The organism is Muricauda sp. SCSIO 64092 (assembly GCF_023016285.1).
In the GTDB taxonomy this organism is placed as follows: domain Bacteria; phylum Bacteroidota; class Bacteroidia; order Flavobacteriales; family Flavobacteriaceae; genus Croceivirga.
Map to the genome: position 1 here is coordinate 5,229,964 of NZ_CP095413.1, position 19,013 is coordinate 5,248,976.

Below are 19,013 nucleotides of genomic sequence, written 5' to 3' on the forward strand. Positions count from 1 at the left end.
CCACGAGGACCAAGTAGTAAAATTTTATGGTGCAAAAACGTCGCTTCTACCATGAAGGCCTAAGGCAACTGGAAAAATCACGATTATCCAATAAGTTGTGACCATATTTTACTGTCAGAATATTACAAATCCTATGGAACATTTGGCCCGTATAGACCATGAAGGCCATTATTTGTTTGTTGGACAGACGCTCATAGGGATATCGGCCATGAGGATTTTCATTGTCCCACCTTTCCCCTTTTCAGTCCCTGAACCAAGCGGCTTCAGCACTTTTTTTGGTATGGTACCGTGTTAAAAATTAAGATTTGCCAAAGGCAATCTTGCTAAAATGGGATTGGTTTTCACGGCAGTGACCGTGCCAATGGTTGCCCTTTGAAGGCTTTCTCCTTTTCAAGGTTGTTTTTTCTTTATGTGGGGTTCAGACGGCAACGGGGACTTGGTTTCCAAAGTCCCCGCCGTTCTGAAAAAAAGTGTGGAAAAATGGGAAGGGATAAATACATCAAAAGGAGGCTGTACAAACAAATCCTGAAAGAGAACAAAAGGCTGGAAGAAGAGAAGAAAACCCTCATGGCCGATATCAGGATATTGGTCCAGGACCAATTTTCGTCCAGGAAACAATTTGTGGAATCAAAATGGCGGAAACCTTCAAAAAACTCTGGAAAGAGATCCAACCGTGAAAGGATCGTGGGAACCGATCAACATAAACAATCACTGCCCCACAGGTCTAAAATTCCCCACCAGTTTTGGACATTGGTATCAGTATAAATAAACAACCATAATCTTTAGAAAATGAACAGATCAAGAAAAATGAAGGCAATGATTCTTTTGACGGTAACAGTATTTGCGACAACACTGTCCACTTCATGCAATAGCGATGATGATAGTTAACCAACCATGAGTGGACTTAGGACTTGTCTGTTTGTTAGTAACAATTAAAAGTTGAAAATGGACAAAATATCAAAACACCTTTTAATCCTTAAAAGAAGGATAAGTCAACGACATGAACTGAATAAATTATTTCAAATCCAGAATAAACCACTCCAACAGGTAATGGATGCGTATCTGATAACCAAAACAAATGCTCATGAAAAAGATGATATCAATTCATTTTCAAACTGCGAAAGTTATAGACGTAAACTTCTTTCCGATAATACTCAAATTACCTATGAAATATTTTCGTCGGATAAAAAAGCTTCAGTTAGGGATATATGCAAAAAGGCCCCTTCAACTAAAAAATGGTGCCAGTTTTTATACCACCTGGTCAAGAACATCGATAACCCAAGAGTCCTGGAAATAGGAACCAACCTTGGCGTTTCTGGGTCTTATATCCTTGAGGCACTCAAAGGTAAAAATGGAAAATTTACTACGATGGAAGGTTTACCACAACTCTGTGAAATATCCCATAAACAGTTTTCCACAATCGTTCCCGATTCGAAATTCGAAATAGTTCAAGGTTTATATGACAACACATTCACGCAGATAATCGAAGGGAAGGAAGGATATGATTTGATGTTCATTGACGGAAATCACAAAAAAGGTCCAACCCTTGAATATTTCAACGCCCTTAAATCGATAATGGGAGAAACGGCAGTATTTGTTTTTGACGATATAAATTGGAGCACAGGAATGAAAGAAGCTTGGGAGGTCATTAGGAAAGACAAAGACGTTAATTTTTCAATGGACATATACAAACAGGGTATCATAATAATAGACCAAAATGAACCTCAAAAAAATAAGGAATTCAATCTACATCTTGCATACTAGCTTACTGGATAAACAGTCACTAACAAACCTAAACCATATTAAAACACAGTTTAGCCAGAACGTTGGACTTTGGTTTCTTTTTTTAGTCACAATGGTATTTTGGTTGTTTGATGGACCGTTCAAGGACTTTCCGGACGAACCCGAGTCCTAATATTGGGTTTAATTCCTGTGGCTCGGTCACTTGGCGGTCATTGAACGACTCCGATAAAGAATATTGTTTTAGAGTTGAGCAACGATGAGCAGTTTCAAAGCACAGGCCGATGGAAATTCAATGGGGTAGCCACTGGAAAAGAAAGGAAAAACAATGGAAGCCAAGGCCCTTTACGAGGCCAATGTTTCCGAAGGTTTCGAGGGCAGCTTTCCATACAGGAGATTGGCGATCATCTATCGAAAGGAAAAATCGAAAGCCGATGAAATAAGGGTACTGAACAAGGCCGTGGTGGTTTTTGATTCCCTGGTCACTACGGAAAGAAAGGATGTCGGACCGAAATTGAGGGAATTTCGGGAAGCCCTGAGAAAAGCCAAATCAAAAATGTAAAAGTCTAAATTAACGATTATAATTAATGGAAATTGAAGAGGAATACAATAGGTTGATGAAGTACTTTGGAGAATCCAATATCAAAACAGAGTATATTCTTAATTCTGATTTAGAGATACTTGACCCAAGACAATTTTCACAAATTAAATTGACTTATCTGCCTCTGAACCTTCAAATAATTGGTGATAAAAAATTGACCCAAATTGAAAATGCGGTTGACGCATTACGAAGGTTAAAGCTAATTGTAAGTAAAGAATAAAGTTCAATAAAACGATGCCATATATATCATCATTGAGTGTTAATTCAAATAGAACGCATCCTTTCCCATATGATGTAAATGCGGTAAAATTTGCCAAAAACATTGACATGTCTTCCCCAATAACCTTCATTATTGGGGATAACGGCTCGGGAAAGTCCACTTTACTCGAGACTTTGGCACTCAGATTACAACTCCCACATATGGATGGAGTAGGGTATTACAAAAGTGGTTTTAAGGCAGCCAGGACTCTAACCCCTTATTTGGAACTTGATTGGAAGATTGAAAAATCAAGAGGGTTTTTCTTTAGGGCAGAGGATTTTGGCGACCTAATAAATAGTATTGATCGGGAGGACACCCGATTACATAGTTCATTCAAAGATATAGAGGGAGAAGTCCCAGACTATATTATTCAGCAAATGAAAGACAGTGCCAACTATCAGATATATCGTATTAGGAGGGATTATGGACAAGATTTACAAGGGTTTTCTCACGGGGAAGCATATCTAAAAATTATGAATGATACGATTACAGGAAGTGGAATTTTTCTCTTAGATGAACCGGAAGCGGCACTATCACCATCCAAGCAATTATCCCTGCTTTATTTCATTCAAGAACATTTAAAATCACACATGTCACAGTTTATAATCGCGACGCATTCTCCAATGTTGATGGCATTTCCAGGAGCTACCATTTATGAAGTTACGGATGAAGGTATGGATAAAGTTTCTCTAGAGGAAACAGAACATTACACCGTCACCAAGTCTTTTTTAAATAACCCAGAAGGTTATCTAAGATTTCTCAAATAGTAAGAAGGGTGAAAAAAATATTGTTTGTATGTTCTGCGAATAAACAACGTTCAAAGACGGCTGAAGACTATTTCTCGGAGAAACACACTAACATGATATTCAAGTCTGCCGGGACCAATCATAAAATATGTATCAAAGAGGGTACCACACCTTTGACCCAGGAAATGATAGAATGGGCCGATAAAGTATTTCTAATGGAGGAAAAGCATTTGAGAATCATCAAAGACCATATTGGAAACAAGTTTTTCAATAAAATGGAAGTATTGAATATTCCGGATGCGTACAAAAATTTTCAAAAAGAGCTTTTGGAAGAATTGAATAAAAAATGTTGTTTCTAGATTGTTCTTATACAGATACTTATCAGTTCTATGGTGCAAATCCGCAATATCTGTCATAAGGGCCTAATTCCGTAATCCCATAAAAACCCTGTTACATCCCATATCTAGAATGGTTGGGCACCTATTTTTGGATGTTTTTCCTTGCATGTCAATATTGCCTGTTTATTAATATTCAAAAGAGCAAAAATCCATGCATTATGAAAAAGCAACTACGGTTACAATTAATACAGGTATTCTTTTTAAGTGTCCTAAACTTTGGCGCTTATGGCCAGGAACCCCAATTAAATTCCGAATTTGAACAATCCGGTATAACGTACAAGGTCACATCCACAAGCCCTAATCCCTATGAAGTAGAGGTGGTAGGCAATACAAATACCGGAGATGTGGTAATCCCCCGAATTGTGGTGAATGTCCAAAATTGGAAGATCACGAGTATTGGTAATAGCGCTTTTGAACGTGACCAATTGACCAGCATTGATATCCCCGAGGGGGTCACCCATATAGGAGAAAAAGCCTTTGCAGATAACAGCATAAACAGCGTGGTAATCCCTACTACTGTAACCAGTATTGGGATTACTGCTTTTTGGAACAATGGCATAGCCAGTTTGGAGATTCCTGAAGGGATTGCTGACATCGGGGACAATACCTTTGGCAGAAACAACTTGGCCAGTGTGACTATTCCTGCCAGTGTTACCAGTATAGGAAACGATGCTTTTATTACCCATCCTAGTTCACCTTCAAAAATGACTAGGCTAATAATGCTGGGTAGTACCCCTCCAACGTTACAAGATAATTCTTTTACAACTCGTAACGACATACATGTAACAGTTCCTGATAATGCCGTTGGTACTTATGAGGCTAGGAAAGATTCGGATTGGAATGGATTTGCAATCATATATCAACCTATAGAAATAGGTGATCATATTGAAAAATATTTAGAATACAAAGGTGGGGTAACGGTAACCTATGAAATGACTTCCATCAATTATTTAGATAATTCTCCCTATCATATAGCAATAATAGACTGGGACAATGAAGAGGCCATGTCGGATATACAAATTCCAGAACGTATTGATAATTTTATTGTTACCGAAATAGGAACCAATGCTTTTAGAGATAAGCAATTGGGAGGGAGTATCACAATTCCCGCTACGGTCACCAATATCGGAAAGCGTGCTTTTAGACGTAACGACTTGACCAGTGTGACCATTCCAAAAAGCGTTACCAATATTGAAGATGGGGCCTTTGAGTTTAACAACATTACACAAGTAATGGCACAGGACGGTACTACAGCTCCAACCGTTGAGCGTACCGCTTTTACGGATGACAATGAAAATTCCCATATCACCTTGAACATTCCGCATGGGGCCACAGCCGTTTATAACAGCGCTGGGTGGTCTACTTTTAATATAGAGGAAGAGCTATTGGAAAATGGTCTCGAAAGAGGAATATTACTTGGGGAAATCTATAATACCGAGCGACTTTCCGGGGGAGGAACAAGTGTAGGTCTGTCCAAAAACGGCAATGTTGTGGCCGTGGGAAGTAATTCGAACTACGCTCCCGGTTCATTTAGAAGAGGCTTTGTACGTGTTTATGAAAAAGATGCAGACGGGGTCTGGAACCAATTAGGCAGTAAAATAGATGGTGAAGGGCCGATAGATTGGGAAGGAGATACCGTAAGCTTGTCCAACGATGGATACACCATGGCAATAGGGGCGCATGGGCACAATGATGAATCACCAGGTTCCAGTACTGGTGAGGGGCATGTACGTGTGTTCAACTATAACGGCTCTGAATGGATCCAGGTAGGTGCCAATATCGATGGTGAAGCGAAATGGGATAGCTCGGGAGCTAGTGTGAGCCTATCCGGAGATGGAAATATTGTGGCCATAGGGGCTCCGAACAACGATGAAAACGGTTATAGTTCAGGCCATGTACGTGTGTTCAACTATAACGGCTCTGAATGGATCCAGGTAGGTGACGATATCGATGGTGAAGCAGAACGGGAAAGATTGGGACATGCCGTGAGTTTGTCCGAGAACGGTGGCATGCTGGCAATAGGGACTCTTTATGGTGCTGTAAAAGTATACCAAAATATATCGGGCCAGTGGGTTCAGGTAGGTAGTGATATCGGTGCACGAGATGGTGATGAATTTGCAGAATTGGGACATAGCGTAAGCTTGTCCAATAACGGGAATATTCTGGCTATGGGAGCCCCCGGCGGTCAATCTTTGGTACGTGTATATGAAAGAGATGATACCGTTCCTCTTGGTTGGAGGCAGATAGGCAGTGATATAAAAGGGGAAGTAGCAGAGGATCGATTCGGGGATAATATAGTTTTATCCGGTGATGGGAATACCCTGGCCGTAGGGGCTCCATTAAACGGTGGCAACGGTGATGATTCAGGTCAAATACGTGTATATAAATATGTTGCCGATACCTGGCAGTTAAGCGCCAATTACCATGGTGAACCAGGTAATAGATTGGGCGGATATAGAGGGCGTTTTGGTAGTAATTCGACAATAAGTAGAAACAGAAACATTGGTTTGTCCGATGACGGAACGATTATCGCCATGGGAAATCCCAATAGCAATGCCAGTGGCAGCTCTGCAGGGCAGACCAGAATCTATAACATAGCTTTGAGTGGCGTTGAAATACAACCATCGAGAACGATAAATACCAGTACTTCAAATGGCTTTGAGGTGACCTTCAAATTCGATAGGGCAGTAACAGGTTTTACAGAAAGTGATATTGTACTCACCAATGCCGTGGCAAGTAATTTTTCTGGTAATGGCACAACATATACAGCTATGGTAACACCCATATCTTGTACTAGTAGTACCATCATTAACGTACCCGCCAATATAGCATTCGATGTAGATTCTAATATCGGCAATTTAGTAGCGCGAGAGGTCATCGTGGAGGCCGTGGATAACGTTCCCCCTGATGCCAAGACCAAGAACATTACCGTAGCGCTAGGTGCCAATGGGCAGGTGATCCTCAACACAGATCAAATCGACGATGGCAGTACCGATAATTGTGAAGTGGAAGCTATGTTTATAGGGAGCAACCAGGTCATTTCATCAGAAGGGATCTTTGATGTTGAATTGATCGTGGAGGATGTTAACGGAAACCGGGCCAGTGCCTTTGCCAAGGTAACGGTAGAGGCACCCCCTACGGTCTCGATAGGCAATGTCCCATCGAGCGTAGAGAACCTGGAACCCTTTCCGATGGAGATTGTGTTCAGTAAAGCTGTTACAGGTTTTGAGTTGGCGGATATTCAAGTAACGAGTGCTACTGTAAGTACCCTTACGGGCAGCGGATCGACCTATACTGCTACCCTTACTCCCACGTCGCCCTGTGGTGATATCACCATCGATGTACCGACCGGTGTGGCCACGGTCGCGAACAGTTTGCTCCATTTGCCCAACCAGGCGGCCGCACAGGTCATTGTAGCTGTTGTGGATGCCATTGCCCCGACCATCGCCTGTCCCGCCGATGTGGTGGCCGATGCCGCTGACAATGGTACCGGTGACTGTACCACCACCGTTGCCCTTGGCAGCCCCGTTATCGAGGACAACTGTTCGGTTGCTGCTGTCGTCGCCCAGGTAAATGGTGCGGAGATAGACCCAGATAGCTATGCGTTTGGTACCGGAACAACTACGGTGACCTGGACCGTAAGGGATGCTAGCGGAAATACCACTTCCTGTCAGCAGACCGTGACCGTGGGAGAGGATTTGGACAACCTGGTGGCCATGGCAAAGGACATCACCGTAAAATTGGATGCCGATGGAACAGCCTCCATCTCGCCCGATATGGTGGACAATGGTTCCAGTTATGGCTGTAACAACACCCCAGAACTGAGCTTGGATATAACCACCTTTGACTGTGATGATGTGGGCACCCCGGTAACGGTGGTCCTTACCGCTGCACAGGGCGGTGAAACGGCAACGGCGACCGCTGTGGTGACCGTGGAAGGGCCTTTGGACAACCTGGTGGCCATTGCCCACCAGGACATCACCGTACAGTTGGACAACAACGGACAGGCCACCATCTCGCCCGATATGGTGGACAATGGTTCCAGTTATGGCTGTAACAACACCCCGGAACTGAGCTTGGATATAACCACCTTTGACTGTGATGATGTGGGCACCCCGGTAACGGTGGTCCTTACCGCTGCACAGGGCGGTGAAACGGAAACGGTGACCGCTGTGGTGACCGTGGAAGGGCCTTTGGACAACCTGGTGGCCATTGCCCACCAGGACATCACCGTACAGTTGGACAACAACGGACAGGCCACCATCTCGCCCGATATGGTGGACAATGGTTCCAGTTATGGCTGTAACAACACCCCGGAACTGAGCTTGGATATAACCACCTTTGACTGTGATGATGTGGGCACCCCGGTAACGGTGGTCCTTACCGCTGCACAGGGCGGTGAAACGGCTACGGCGACCGCTGTGGTGACCGTGGAGGCGACCGGGAACTGTGCCCCCGAGCCTGGGCCTAGGCCCCTTGTGGATTTCAACAGGGGGTTTTCCCCCAACAGCGATGGCATTGGCGATACCTTTGTGATTGATGGCCTTGAACGCTATGAGAACAACGTGGTGAAGATCTATAACCTGAGCCAGCGCCTGCTGTTCAGCGCGCATTATGGCGGACCGGGCGATGCCTGGGACGGCACCGATGAACGCGGGCTGGTGCCCGTGGGCTCCTATGTATGTGTGATAGACTACAACGAACCGGGGCTGGGACATGAGGCAAAAATGATCTATGTGAACTATTGATCTTTCATATGGGAACCGGTGGTAAGGGATTATGAGATCCAATGTCCGTACGGGGCTTCACGTGGTCCAGCCATGATTCGAACTATGGCCCGCGGATGCCCAAAGGAACATCCAATCCACCGGTCCCTCCAGTGCGCGTTGCAAGAGGAGTATCAGCTCATTGAGGGAATCGTCAAAAAAGGCGTATTGGTAAAAACTGGCAAAGAAACGGGAGGCATATTCCGGGGCATCGTTGAGCTCGGCACGCGCTTGCACCTCAATTTCCGGATAGGCTTTTAGATAGTTCCTTACCTTGGCTATAAAAGCTTTTCGGAGGGCGTCATTTTCGCCGGAGGCCAGGAGCAGCTCTTGGTGCAGCACCAACCAATCGATGTGTGCCTTCAACTCCATCGTTTATGCGGTTATTTTTTTGGTTTTGGCGGCGGCGGCGGCGGTGCTTGCCGTCTTGTACTTGTTGTCCTTCTAGTATTTCCCTTAGAGGCCCCTTCATTTAGCGGCTTTGAATTCCTATGTTTTTTATCAGCCATAATTAGTCTTTATAAGGTAATTCAATTATCAAGCTTTCTTTTGATTTAGAAAGGTATAGCTTGTCAATTTCATACAGTTGTTCGGAATTCTTGTACCTGTAGACCACAACATCCCTGAGAACTAATTCCTTAATTTCCTCGTTTTCGGAAAACGAATCAATAAGTCCATGGTAGGTCAAATCATTTTCTATGTCCCTTACATAAATTTCTTCCACGTCCTTGGCGTTTAAGAAATAAGAGTATAGATTTTCATCTCCGTACTTATTGGTTAACCTTAACCATTTTCCAAATCGATTGATTAGCTTATAATGGTCAATTGCCGTAGATGCAAGTCCCACGAATATTGCAATTAAGGAAGCTTTTAGAATTGCTGAAAAGGGAATCTCTTTCGTTGGTAGATTTTCCCAAAATGAATCAAATGTGCTATCCCCCCCACAAATATTGAAAATTACTTGAGCGAGTAAATAGCTTATGCCTCCAAAGAGAATTGCATTTGTGATAAACTTGAAAGAAGTCCAACGCTTATGTATGGTAAGTCTTTCATAAATAATGCAGGCAATGCTTCCAGGGATTAGAAGCAAAATTAATTTTAATGTCAATTCGGATATTTCCATTATTTTAATTGCCTACAACGGTCTCGGCTATAATTTCAGCTTGGCAAATCCGTCAGAATTTTCCAAGTTCGGAATCCAGCCGTTTTTAAAGATATTGAATTTCAAAAATAGGGCGAAAGGCAAAGCTTTACTATTGCCAATATTGTGCATAGTTTTTACACTTCTATTGTTTCTAAATTAAATTTCTCTCTTAACTTGATATCTATGTCAATAATTAGGTTATTTATAAGTCCGTTTATTATTGAAAGTTGTTCGTATTTGAACAAAAGTTGTTGTCCAACATTTTCTTTGAATGCAGGAAATTCATCTGCTAATTCTTGGGTTATTATTCCGCGATTATGGACTATTAAATTTCTTTGCTTTATAACCATGGAAAAGTCTTTTTCATCAGTATCGTTGTCAAATAATTTAATCCCTAATCTATCGAGAAAATACTTTTTGATATCTTCAATGCTGCCATAAAATAGTTCTTTGATCTTCTTGTCAGACAAGGCTTTTTTCGACTCAAGGTCAACTCTGGACAAAAGGTATATTTTGTAAAGAGTATTAATTTTTTGATGTACCTTTCAAAGACCCTGTAAACAAAGAAGAAACCATGCCCAACAGGCAAAATGTAAAGAGTGATAAAAAAAGGACCACAAATGCCCATGAAAGGGGCAGGGACTATTTGAATCCTGATGAGATTAAATTACTCTTGGAGACATCAAAAAAGACTCGATATCCAAAACGGAACTATCTTCTTTTACTCATGATGTATAGACATGGTTTGAGAGTCAGTGAAGCTGTTTTTTTGAAGAAATCCGATATTAATCTAAAACAGTCAAGGGTCTGGGTAAAACGGCTTAAAAGTGGTCTTTCTGTAGAACAACCAATAGCTGGAGATGAACTCCGGGCGATAAAAAGATACTTGAGTTCAAGAAATGATAATCTTCCTTGGTTGTTTGTTAATATGAAAGAGGGCTTCCATTAACTCGACAAGCGGTGAACTATATTATAAATAGAGTAGGGGAGAAAGCCAATCTTCTGAATGTACATCCCCATACTCTGAGGCATTCTTGTGAATTTTACTTGGCCAATAGGGGATATGACCTTCGATTGATACAGGATTATCTAGGTCACAGAGACCCAAAGCATACTGCGCATTATACTAGAGTAGCCAGTAAAAGATTTGAAAAGCTTTGGGACTAGATTTCTATTGTACGAAATTTATTCTATCTACAAATTATATTTTCGTACTTTTAAATTCCCCCTAAGAACCTATTTGTAAAAGGTAATCCTTGATTTATTGGTTACAATTATTTGAAATAGAGCATCTATAATATTAGTTGTTAATTGCATTTATGTCCTTAATTGAAAAGCTTAAAAATGTCGCGCCAAGAGAAAATAGTGGGTCAATTTCTTCCAATAGATTTGACTATCAAAAGAATTGGGCAATTTGTAAACTAATCGAACTTTCTAACCAAGAGGACTTTTTGCTAGCATTCGAATTCCATGAGGATATAGTAGTATTTAATTCTTCAGACAATCCAAACCTGATAGATTTTTATCAAGTAAAAACCAAAAACAACGGAAAGCATTCAATTTCTTCATTAGTAAGAAAGACTAAAAGTGGGTCAATACTCGGCAAGTTATTAATGAATAGATTGAATTTTGATGTTGAAACTAACTCTCTTACAATAATTGCCAATTGTGATTTCAATGTTAAACAGAAATCCGGAGTAGAAGCCAAAGTGAAAATTTGTTGTAACGAATTGCTGGACTCTGAAAAAGAAAAGCTAGCTGAAAGTCTTTGCAAAGAGTTAGAAATAAAATGGCTGACGGAATATTTTGATCTTATACAACTTGAAAAGAGTGATTTGACTATAGAGCACCATTCAGACCTCACAAAACAAAAACTTAGTGACTTTATAGAATCAAAATACGCAGATATTAATTTTAAACCATCATTGGCTTACAAAACAATATTCGATGAAGTCAAGAGGAAAACAAATGTTGAAAGAACAATGGATAGTTTTGATGATCTTATCAAACATAAATCCATTTCGAAAATTGAGTTCGAAAATATTCTAAAAATTGTAACATCCGAACCTAGTCGAATTACAAAACTTAGGGATGAGATTATAGGTAGGTTAGATAGTGAAAATGCATCTATTCAGTTTAGAAGATATTTTAAAAAGAATTGGAAATCTGTTGAGATTGAATATCTAAGAGCTAATAACTTACTTTTTAAAAAGATTGTACGACAAGTCGTAAATGTGATTGATGAAAATGAGGTTCTTCTCACCAATAGTTTGGTAGAATCTACCAACAATATTTTAGATGAAGTTCTGAAAGCTAAGGTTGTAGAGGAACAATTAATATTTAATAATGATTATATAAGAATAGTTATTCTTAAGGAGATTTGCGATGGAGAATAATTTTAAAAAACTGGTTAGAAGTTTAAGAACAAAAGCACATGAAAAGATTGGTTTTAAAGGAACTGATGATTCTCTCCTTCAGAGAGAGAAAGGCCAAAAAGATAAGGTTCGATCACCAAAAAACCCTAATTAAAGGAACAAATCAGGTTGGAAAATCCTCCCTCATCAAGAGTATATATTACACTCTTGGGGCCACTCCAGCAACTATGCACCCAAATTGGGTAAAAGCTGAACCAATTTGTCTTCTAACCATTGATGTAGACGGAGAAGAATATAAGGTACTCCGTTATGACAAAAAGAGATTCGTAGTTATTGAGAATAGTACTGATAGCATCAATTCTTATAATTTCAAGGAGTTTTCAAATTTCATAAATACCTTACTTGATTTCAATTTGGTGATTAACAATAGACAGGGGGTACCTGAAATACCTCCTCAAGCCTACCTTTTTTTACCGTTTTATATTGACCAGGACAATAGCTGGGTGAAAAACTGGAACTCTTTTTCAAATCTTGGACAATATAGTAAATGGAAAAAACCTCTCGTCGACTACCATTCAGGAATCAAGGGAAATCTATATTACAAGACGAAGTCTGAGTTAGATACTACTAGACAAAATCTTGAGGAAACCACTAGAGAAATAGACGCATTAAATAAAATTCTTAAAAATATTAATGATAGATTAAATGAGGATGATTTAAGTATTACTGTTGAAGATTTTAATGAGGAGATAAAAGAGCTTCTAGTTGAATGTGAAAGCCTTAAAACGCAACAAAATAAAATCAAACAATATCTTACCGATTTACATAATCAAAAAATCTTAATCGATTCTGAAATAAGTGTCGTGGAAAAGTCCATGAAGGAATTGTCTAAAGATTATAATTATGCATTAAATACATTGGATGATCAAGTAGATTGCCCAACTTGTGGAGCACATTATGAAAACAACTTCGCAGAAAGATTTTCTATAGCCGAAAATGAAGAACGACTTGAAGAGCTACTAGTCGAACTAAGGTCTGATTACTTGAAGATAACGGATAAGATAAATTCGTACAACAATGACTTTATTGACACAAAGTCAAATTACGATAGAATTCAGGAGGTTCTTAATAAAAAACAATCTGAGATTAAATTAATGGATGTAATTGAAAATGAAGGAAAAAGAAAGGTTAAGGAGATATTCAAAGAAGAACAATCCCAAATTTATGAGAAGATTGGAATAGCAGAGCGAAAAAAAAGCCAGTTGGAATCACAACTCAAAGATATTGATAAAAAAGGAGGAGATCGAAAGGATAAAATAATGACTGAATACCGATCTAAACTACATACCTACTTAAGCATGCTAAACATAAACACCGAGACATTCTCTGAGAAAGTTTTTCAGAGAATGGATTCACCCATAAATGAAACAGGTAGTGCACTGCCAAGAGCTCTATTAGCTTATTATTTTACTTTCCTAGAAATAATGAATAAATATTCAACATCCTCTTTTTGTCCTATAATAATTGACTCACCAAACCAGCAAGAACAGGATAAAAAGAATCTTGAAGCTATCATAAAATTTATAGATGAAAATCAACCTGAAAATTCTCAGCTAATAATTGGTTTAGTCGACGACGATGAATATACTTTTGATTTAAATGAGGAGGACTCGTTGCTTAAAGCAGATGATTATGATGAAGTATATGAGGAAATAAGTCCCATTTTAGGATCAGGTATTTTCAATGATGGACTTATTTTTTAATCTAAAATTATAATTCGCAGCATCAATCTAAAATAACATTTACTTTTCCTGAATTTAGCAAACAAATTAATGCGTTTCGTTACTTAAGGCTGTCATTAAAAAACGAAATAATGTACCAAAATGGAGATTGTAAAGTTCTTAAAATCAGGAAATATTTCACTCAATAATGAGGAGGGAAAAATTGAGATTGAGAATAGTTCCAACTATCTTCCATACCATAAAATTTCCTCGCAAGATTGGGGCCGAATTTATGAAAAATTTGTTGGTCAATGTTTAGAAAAAGAAGGTTATGAAGTAAAATACAATGGACTAGAATCTGGTTTTTTGGATAAAGGCATAGACATAATTGCTAAAAAAAAAGACAGGATAAATTTTATTCAATGTAAATTCTCTACCAGAAGTAAAATAGGCAAATCCAAAATTAATTGGATATTGTATAAAGCATCAAATGAACTTTACAAACAATACCAAAACTCAGAGAAAAGAATAATTTTTACTCTTATTGTAAATAGTACTGAAACAAGTTTTTCAAAAAAAATCCCTAAAAACTTCAAATTAAACTTTACCCATTCTTCAAAAATAGAATATCCCTGGTTGCAGTATTTTCTGGAACACAACTACATTCAAGACAAAATTAAATTGGAATTTAGAGAGATAAAAATGAACAATAACTACGGCAACAATGCGTATAAGTAATGTTGGAATCGTGAAAACTTTAAAATCCAACTTTACATAATAATTCTGCTTTTCACGACTTTTTCACAAAAACTTTCACGAAATAAATTTGTAGTTTGTTGTTGCTAACGTTTTTAGCTAATTAAGCAATGATAGATTGTATTGATTTTAAAATGTAACTGTCTAGATTTTAAATTAGCGGTAACAAAACCGCTAAAAATCAAAACTGAGACATTTGTACTATAATGTACCGCGTTATGTAACTTGAGCTTTGGTAAAAGCGAAAGTTTGTACCGCACTTCCTGAAAAATTTCTTCTAAAAATCTTCTTTTAAAAAGGTAATGGAACACTTTTTACACGACCCGAGGTAGGAGGGGAGTGGAATGTGTGTGGAATGGGTTATAATAAACATTTGTATCTTTACCACGTCTACACGGTTTTAGGAAAATTCTAAAACAATTATTTATCGATAAGGAGTCGCTCACAAGTCCAGCGGCCACGAAAGTACCGCTTCCAGTCCTAGACTGTGTAGACAGGGCTGACGGGGTGACTCCGCATTTAAAATTTTCTTTATGTCTACAAGAAAAAACCAAATCCATGAAGAATGGTATCAAAAACTAAAGAAGGAACTCTCCTTAGAAGACTCAAAACAAAAGAAGGCAATCCTTGAAATTATTGCCACAATTGATGACTACTTCGACGTAAATTCTTTGGAAGGCCATATAGATGGTTTGCACGGCATGTTATCAGGTAGTATTGAAAACCAAGTGTTGGGCTTATCCAAAAAGACCATTTTTGATTGTGTTTCTCAAACAGGTGTTCATATCAATTTTTTATTGAAATTATCCTCTAAACTATCTGTGCTTAAGACCTGACAGATATATCATTTGAATGATTAAAAGTCCTTCCAACATATTAGTGGGAGGATTTTTTATATAAACCTAACAAATGCCAAAATTATGTATTTAGAGCACATAGAATCTATTTTATTTATTTTTTAAATCTAAAAAATGCAAAAATAGTGCTAAAAATAAATATAAAAATCAATTTACATATTTTATTTTGTATATTTGCATGAATAATGTAAATTTTAAATATAGAATATGGAAAAACAATTTTACACTTTTTGCTCTAATATTAAACTAACAGGAAGGCAAAGAGAAGATGCTAAACAAAAGTATCGTGGAGTATCAAAAAAACTTCATGATCATTATTATGACTCAGAATTTGATGGAGGTACAAAATTTTTATTTGGATCTTATAAGACAAAGGTCAACGTTAGGCCATTATCTAAAGATCAAGATGTCGACCTGTTATTCAAGATTCCCAAGGAAACTTTTGAAAAATTTGATGGCTATGAAAGTAATGGTCAATCTGCCTTACTTCAAGAAGTAAAAGATATACTGAAAGAAAAGTATACCACAACAGAAGAAATAAAAGGGTGGGGCAAGGTTGTGCTAGTAGCTTTTTCAGATAATACTCATAACGTGGAGGTATTACCTGCTTATGAGCAAGAAGATGGCACTTTTTTAATCCCCAACACTGAAAATGGTGGCAGCTGGGAATCGTTTGACCCTAGGAAGCAGATAAACAATTTTCAAAGTTCAAATAGTGATACTGATGGGTTAACTGGAGAATTATGTCGCATGATTAAGACTTGGGTGAAAAATACGAGTTCATTAAGTTATAAATCGTTTGAACTTGTTGTTGACGTCATCGATTTTTTGGAGTCCGAATTTGAGGATGGAGCTGATTATGATGAGTATCAAGAAGTCGTTAAAAACTTTTTTGATTTCCTCAAAGGAAAATGTAGTTCAGATACTAAAAGCCATGTGGAAACTGCTTTTAATCGAGCTGTCAAAGCTATCGAGTTCTTTGACAACGACAAACCCAAAGAAGCCTCCGAGGAATGGCGTAAGGTTTTCGGCAACGAATTCCCAAAAGTTAATGAAAATCCTGTTAAAGAAAGAGCTTATCAAGCTCGAACCATAGTAACGCCTTCCGCCCCATGGCACAAATTATAATTTCAAATGATGACTTGTTATTCATAGCGGAGACTTATCCTTTATTAAGTTATATCAAAAGCAAGAATGTGATTTCAGGTGTTCTTGCTTTTGATCTCATTTACAATAAGATTAGGATCAAAGACAAATATCATATTGAAATTGAAATGTGTTCAGTACCCGGTAGTTTGCTGCCAATGGTTAGGGAAACAAAAAACAGAATTCTGAAAATTGCAAAACGAAAGAGAATCCCTACTGCAGATTTACATTTGAATAACGACAGAGGAGAACTTTGCCTAATAATCCCTCCAAAGGAAAAAGAAAGATATCCTAACGGTTTTGAATTGAAAGAATTTCTTAGGCATGTGGAAGAACATCTATATTGGGTAAGTTTCTATGAAAGATATGAGAAACCTGCATGGAAAGATCAAGCACATGGAATTGATGGTTATGTTGAATTATATGATGAGAACCACTCTTACAGGCCTGAAGTAAAATCAGTTTTGGAAAAATCACAAGGCAAATCTTTGACCAGGAGAGAGATAAGAAATTACATTAAGGAAAAAAGAAAAAAATTATGAACAAAAAATTGTTGGCGACTGTACGATTTTACTTTGCCCAATGTGTATTCATGAATAGTATTCATTATAAGGCTTACAATAGATTGAAAGGTGTTCAAGAAAGAAATCGAAATATTGTTTTGGGAATAGCATCCACTACTCTTATACTAATTATTCTACAGATTATTGGTTTAGAGTTTGAATATGAAAATTTATTAAGTGTATTGTCTTTCTGCGGGATTGTACTCACTGGTGCTAGTCTAATACTCGAACTCTATAACAAAGAAGACATAAGTGAGATTAAGAGTCAACATAGAAACATAGGGGAAGAATACAAAATCCTGAGAGATCAATTTATTTCTCTCATAGAAGAAATTATGAGTTCAATATCTTCAGAAGAAGAATTAAGAATGAAGTTTAAGAAGTTACAGAATTTATATAGTCAAATTGGGAGATATTCGCCAACCACTACTGGTACTGATTATTCGGAAGCTCAATCTGGTTTGGGTCTAGGAAAAAATGATAATGAAGAATTTACATGGTCCAATGAAGAGATAGATAGATTTTTACCTGTTGAACTCCGCATTTCGTGAAAAATGCAATTTTATCTCTAAATAGTTCAATAAAACTATAAATAAAACCGTTTTAATCGTTATTATTGCGAAATTAACGAAAAAACATAATTTAGAGCATAATGATTCAATCATTAACTATACGGAATTACAGATCGTTCAAAAATGAAGTCACTTTTAGTTTTGAAGCTACTAGAGAAAAAACCATGGAGGATATCCATGTTGTTGAAGTTGTTCCTGGTGTAAGACTCTTAAAAATGGGTGTTATCTATGGGCCTAATGCCTCTGGAAAAAGTAATCTAATTAGCGCATTTCAATTTATAAAATATATATGGTCTTCAAATACAGATTCAAAAGATGATGAAGTAGGTGTGGAGCCTTTTCTGCTTGATAATGAATCTAAAAATGACCCATCTTTTTTTAGGCTTATTTTTTACCATAATAAGAAAAAGTATGATTACTCACTATTTGTCAACAATGAACTGATTATCAATGAAAAACTAAGTTTTTATCCATCTACCCAGCCAAAATTAATATTTGAAAGAACCCATAGGGAAATTTCTGAAATCGAGTTTGGTGCGGGTCTTAAATTGAAGATGGCAGAGAAAAATGAAATCATTGCAAAATGTCTACCGAATATGTCGGTGTTTGCCGCGTACAACCAAGTGAACCTCAATCTTCCTGAAATTGAATCTGTTCTTAAGTGGATGAATTTAAGATGTATGGATACCATTGAGCCTGATATGCATGTATCATTAGGTAGATATGTTGAGGAACTAATTAATAGTGATGATGAAGCCAAACTTGAAGTTCTTAATTATTTGAAGGAAGCTGATTTTAATATTTCTGATATTCATTCTGAAATTGTAAAAGAAGATATTCCAGAGTTTTTTATTGCTAATATCCTAGAAGATTCAGGGCTTCCACAAAAGGAGAAAGAACGGATAAGAAAAGAGAAAACGTTTGACATGCCAAGGACTGAATTTGAACACGAAGTACAAGGTGAGGATGGGAATCTAATGTACTTTAAAATGTCAAAAGGAAAGCAGTCAGAAGGAACAATAAGGACTTTTGAGTTGGCGGGGCCTATTACACAAACTATTAAACGGAATGCTTTTTTAGCTATTGACGAAATTGAATCGAAATTACATCCTAGACTAATTGAATTTATTATCGAGGATTTTTTACGAAAATCTAACGAATCTCAATTACTGGTGACCACCCATTATGATGGATTGTTGGATGAAGAAGACTTGTTAAGAGTTGATAATGTTTGGTTTACAGAAAAATCAAAATCTGCTTCTACTAATTTATATTCACTTGCAAATTTTAAAGCTCTTAAACGAATAAGCTCATTACTAAAGGCCTATAAATATGGTAGATTTGGTGCTATTCCGAATATTGGTTAATA

At 37.8% G+C, this 19,013-nt stretch carries 20 protein-coding genes; 17 read left to right on the forward strand and 3 right to left on the reverse strand.

Going from position 1 to position 19,013, the window contains the following annotated elements:
* The first annotated feature begins 480 nt into the window (after positions 1-480).
* The 7 genes from L0P88_RS21860 to L0P88_RS21890 all read left to right on the forward strand — a co-directional run bounded on the left by L0P88_RS21860 (position 481) and on the right by L0P88_RS21890 (position 8,492).
* Complete coding sequence (locus L0P88_RS21860) at positions 481-765, forward strand: hypothetical protein (RefSeq protein WP_247132001.1); 285 nt, start codon at positions 481-483, stop codon at positions 763-765.
* A gap of 180 nt (positions 766-945) precedes the next feature.
* Positions 946-1,764, forward strand: coding sequence for an O-methyltransferase (locus tag L0P88_RS21865; RefSeq protein WP_247132002.1), 819 nt, complete (start codon positions 946-948; stop codon positions 1,762-1,764).
* Positions 1,765-2,068: 304 nt separating this feature from the next.
* Positions 2,069-2,302, forward strand: coding sequence for a hypothetical protein (locus L0P88_RS21870; RefSeq protein WP_247132003.1), 234 nt, complete (start codon positions 2,069-2,071; stop codon positions 2,300-2,302).
* 25 nt (positions 2,303-2,327) lie between these two features.
* Positions 2,328-2,561, forward strand: a complete 234-nt coding sequence (locus L0P88_RS21875) for a hypothetical protein (RefSeq protein ID WP_247132004.1) — start codon at positions 2,328-2,330, stop codon at positions 2,559-2,561.
* A 107-nt stretch (positions 2,562-2,668) separates the two neighbouring features.
* Positions 2,669-3,367 carry an AAA family ATPase gene (locus L0P88_RS21880; protein WP_247132005.1) on the forward strand — a complete coding sequence of 233 codons (699 nt, stop codon included), beginning with the start codon at positions 2,669-2,671 and terminating at the stop codon, positions 3,365-3,367.
* 8 nt (positions 3,368-3,375) lie between these two features.
* Positions 3,376-3,705, forward strand: coding sequence for a phosphotyrosine protein phosphatase (locus L0P88_RS21885; protein ID WP_247132006.1), 330 nt, complete (start codon positions 3,376-3,378; stop codon positions 3,703-3,705).
* Positions 3,706-3,902: 197 nt separating this feature from the next.
* Positions 3,903-8,492 carry a leucine-rich repeat protein gene (locus L0P88_RS21890; RefSeq protein WP_247132007.1) on the forward strand — a complete coding sequence of 1,530 codons (4,590 nt, stop codon included), beginning with the start codon at positions 3,903-3,905 and terminating at the stop codon, positions 8,490-8,492.
* Positions 8,493-8,549: 57 nt separating this feature from the next.
* On the opposite strand, the gene L0P88_RS21895 is transcribed toward L0P88_RS21890, so the two are convergent.
* From L0P88_RS21895 to L0P88_RS21905, 3 genes are all read right to left on the reverse strand, one after another.
* Entirely contained in the window at positions 8,550-8,882 is a 333-nt protein-coding gene (locus tag L0P88_RS21895; protein WP_247132008.1) for a hypothetical protein, read from the reverse strand.
* Between the two features lie 139 nt (positions 8,883-9,021).
* Positions 9,022-9,633 (reverse strand): hypothetical protein, encoded by a 612-nt coding sequence (locus tag L0P88_RS21900; protein ID WP_247132009.1) that lies wholly within the window; start codon positions 9,631-9,633, stop codon positions 9,022-9,024.
* A gap of 155 nt (positions 9,634-9,788) precedes the next feature.
* Positions 9,789-10,157 carry a hypothetical protein gene (locus L0P88_RS21905; RefSeq protein ID WP_247132010.1) on the reverse strand — a complete coding sequence of 123 codons (369 nt, stop codon included), beginning with the start codon at positions 10,155-10,157 and terminating at the stop codon, positions 9,789-9,791.
* A gap of 71 nt (positions 10,158-10,228) precedes the next feature.
* Between L0P88_RS21905 and L0P88_RS21910 the strand changes: the two genes are divergently transcribed.
* From L0P88_RS21910 to L0P88_RS21950, 10 genes are all read left to right on the forward strand, one after another.
* Positions 10,229-10,603, forward strand: coding sequence for a tyrosine-type recombinase/integrase (locus L0P88_RS21910; protein WP_247132011.1), 375 nt, complete (start codon positions 10,229-10,231; stop codon positions 10,601-10,603).
* Between the two features lie 11 nt (positions 10,604-10,614).
* Positions 10,615-10,821 carry a tyrosine-type recombinase/integrase gene (locus L0P88_RS24200; RefSeq protein ID WP_409557697.1) on the forward strand — a complete coding sequence of 69 codons (207 nt, stop codon included), beginning with the start codon at positions 10,615-10,617 and terminating at the stop codon, positions 10,819-10,821.
* A 152-nt stretch (positions 10,822-10,973) separates the two neighbouring features.
* A complete protein-coding gene (locus L0P88_RS21915; protein ID WP_247132012.1) occupies positions 10,974-12,050 on the forward strand; it encodes a dsDNA nuclease domain-containing protein in 1,077 nt (358 codons plus the stop codon).
* A 38-nt stretch (positions 12,051-12,088) separates the two neighbouring features.
* Positions 12,089-13,792 carry an AAA family ATPase gene (locus tag L0P88_RS21920; RefSeq protein WP_247132013.1) on the forward strand — a complete coding sequence of 568 codons (1,704 nt, stop codon included), beginning with the start codon at positions 12,089-12,091 and terminating at the stop codon, positions 13,790-13,792.
* Between the two features lie 120 nt (positions 13,793-13,912).
* On the forward strand, positions 13,913-14,488 hold the full coding sequence (locus tag L0P88_RS21925; protein WP_247132014.1) for a restriction endonuclease: 576 nt from the start codon (positions 13,913-13,915) through the stop codon (positions 14,486-14,488).
* A 551-nt stretch (positions 14,489-15,039) separates the two neighbouring features.
* On the forward strand, positions 15,040-15,342 hold the full coding sequence (locus L0P88_RS21930) for a hypothetical protein (protein WP_247132015.1): 303 nt from the start codon (positions 15,040-15,042) through the stop codon (positions 15,340-15,342).
* A gap of 228 nt (positions 15,343-15,570) precedes the next feature.
* On the forward strand, positions 15,571-16,491 hold the full coding sequence (locus L0P88_RS21935; RefSeq protein ID WP_247132016.1) for an SMODS domain-containing nucleotidyltransferase: 921 nt from the start codon (positions 15,571-15,573) through the stop codon (positions 16,489-16,491).
* Complete coding sequence (locus L0P88_RS21940; RefSeq protein ID WP_247132017.1) at positions 16,476-17,051, forward strand: hypothetical protein; 576 nt, start codon at positions 16,476-16,478, stop codon at positions 17,049-17,051. Before L0P88_RS21935 ends, L0P88_RS21940 begins: the two co-directional genes overlap by 16 nt.
* The gene (locus L0P88_RS21945; RefSeq protein ID WP_247132018.1) at positions 17,048-17,623 is read left to right on the forward strand and encodes an SLATT domain-containing protein; all 576 of its coding nucleotides are present in this window, start codon (positions 17,048-17,050) and stop codon (positions 17,621-17,623) included. Before L0P88_RS21940 ends, L0P88_RS21945 begins: the two co-directional genes overlap by 4 nt.
* Before the next feature lie 101 nt (positions 17,624-17,724).
* Complete coding sequence (locus tag L0P88_RS21950) at positions 17,725-19,011, forward strand: AAA family ATPase (protein WP_247132019.1); 1,287 nt, start codon at positions 17,725-17,727, stop codon at positions 19,009-19,011.
* The last annotated feature ends 2 nt before the right edge of the window (positions 19,012-19,013 follow it).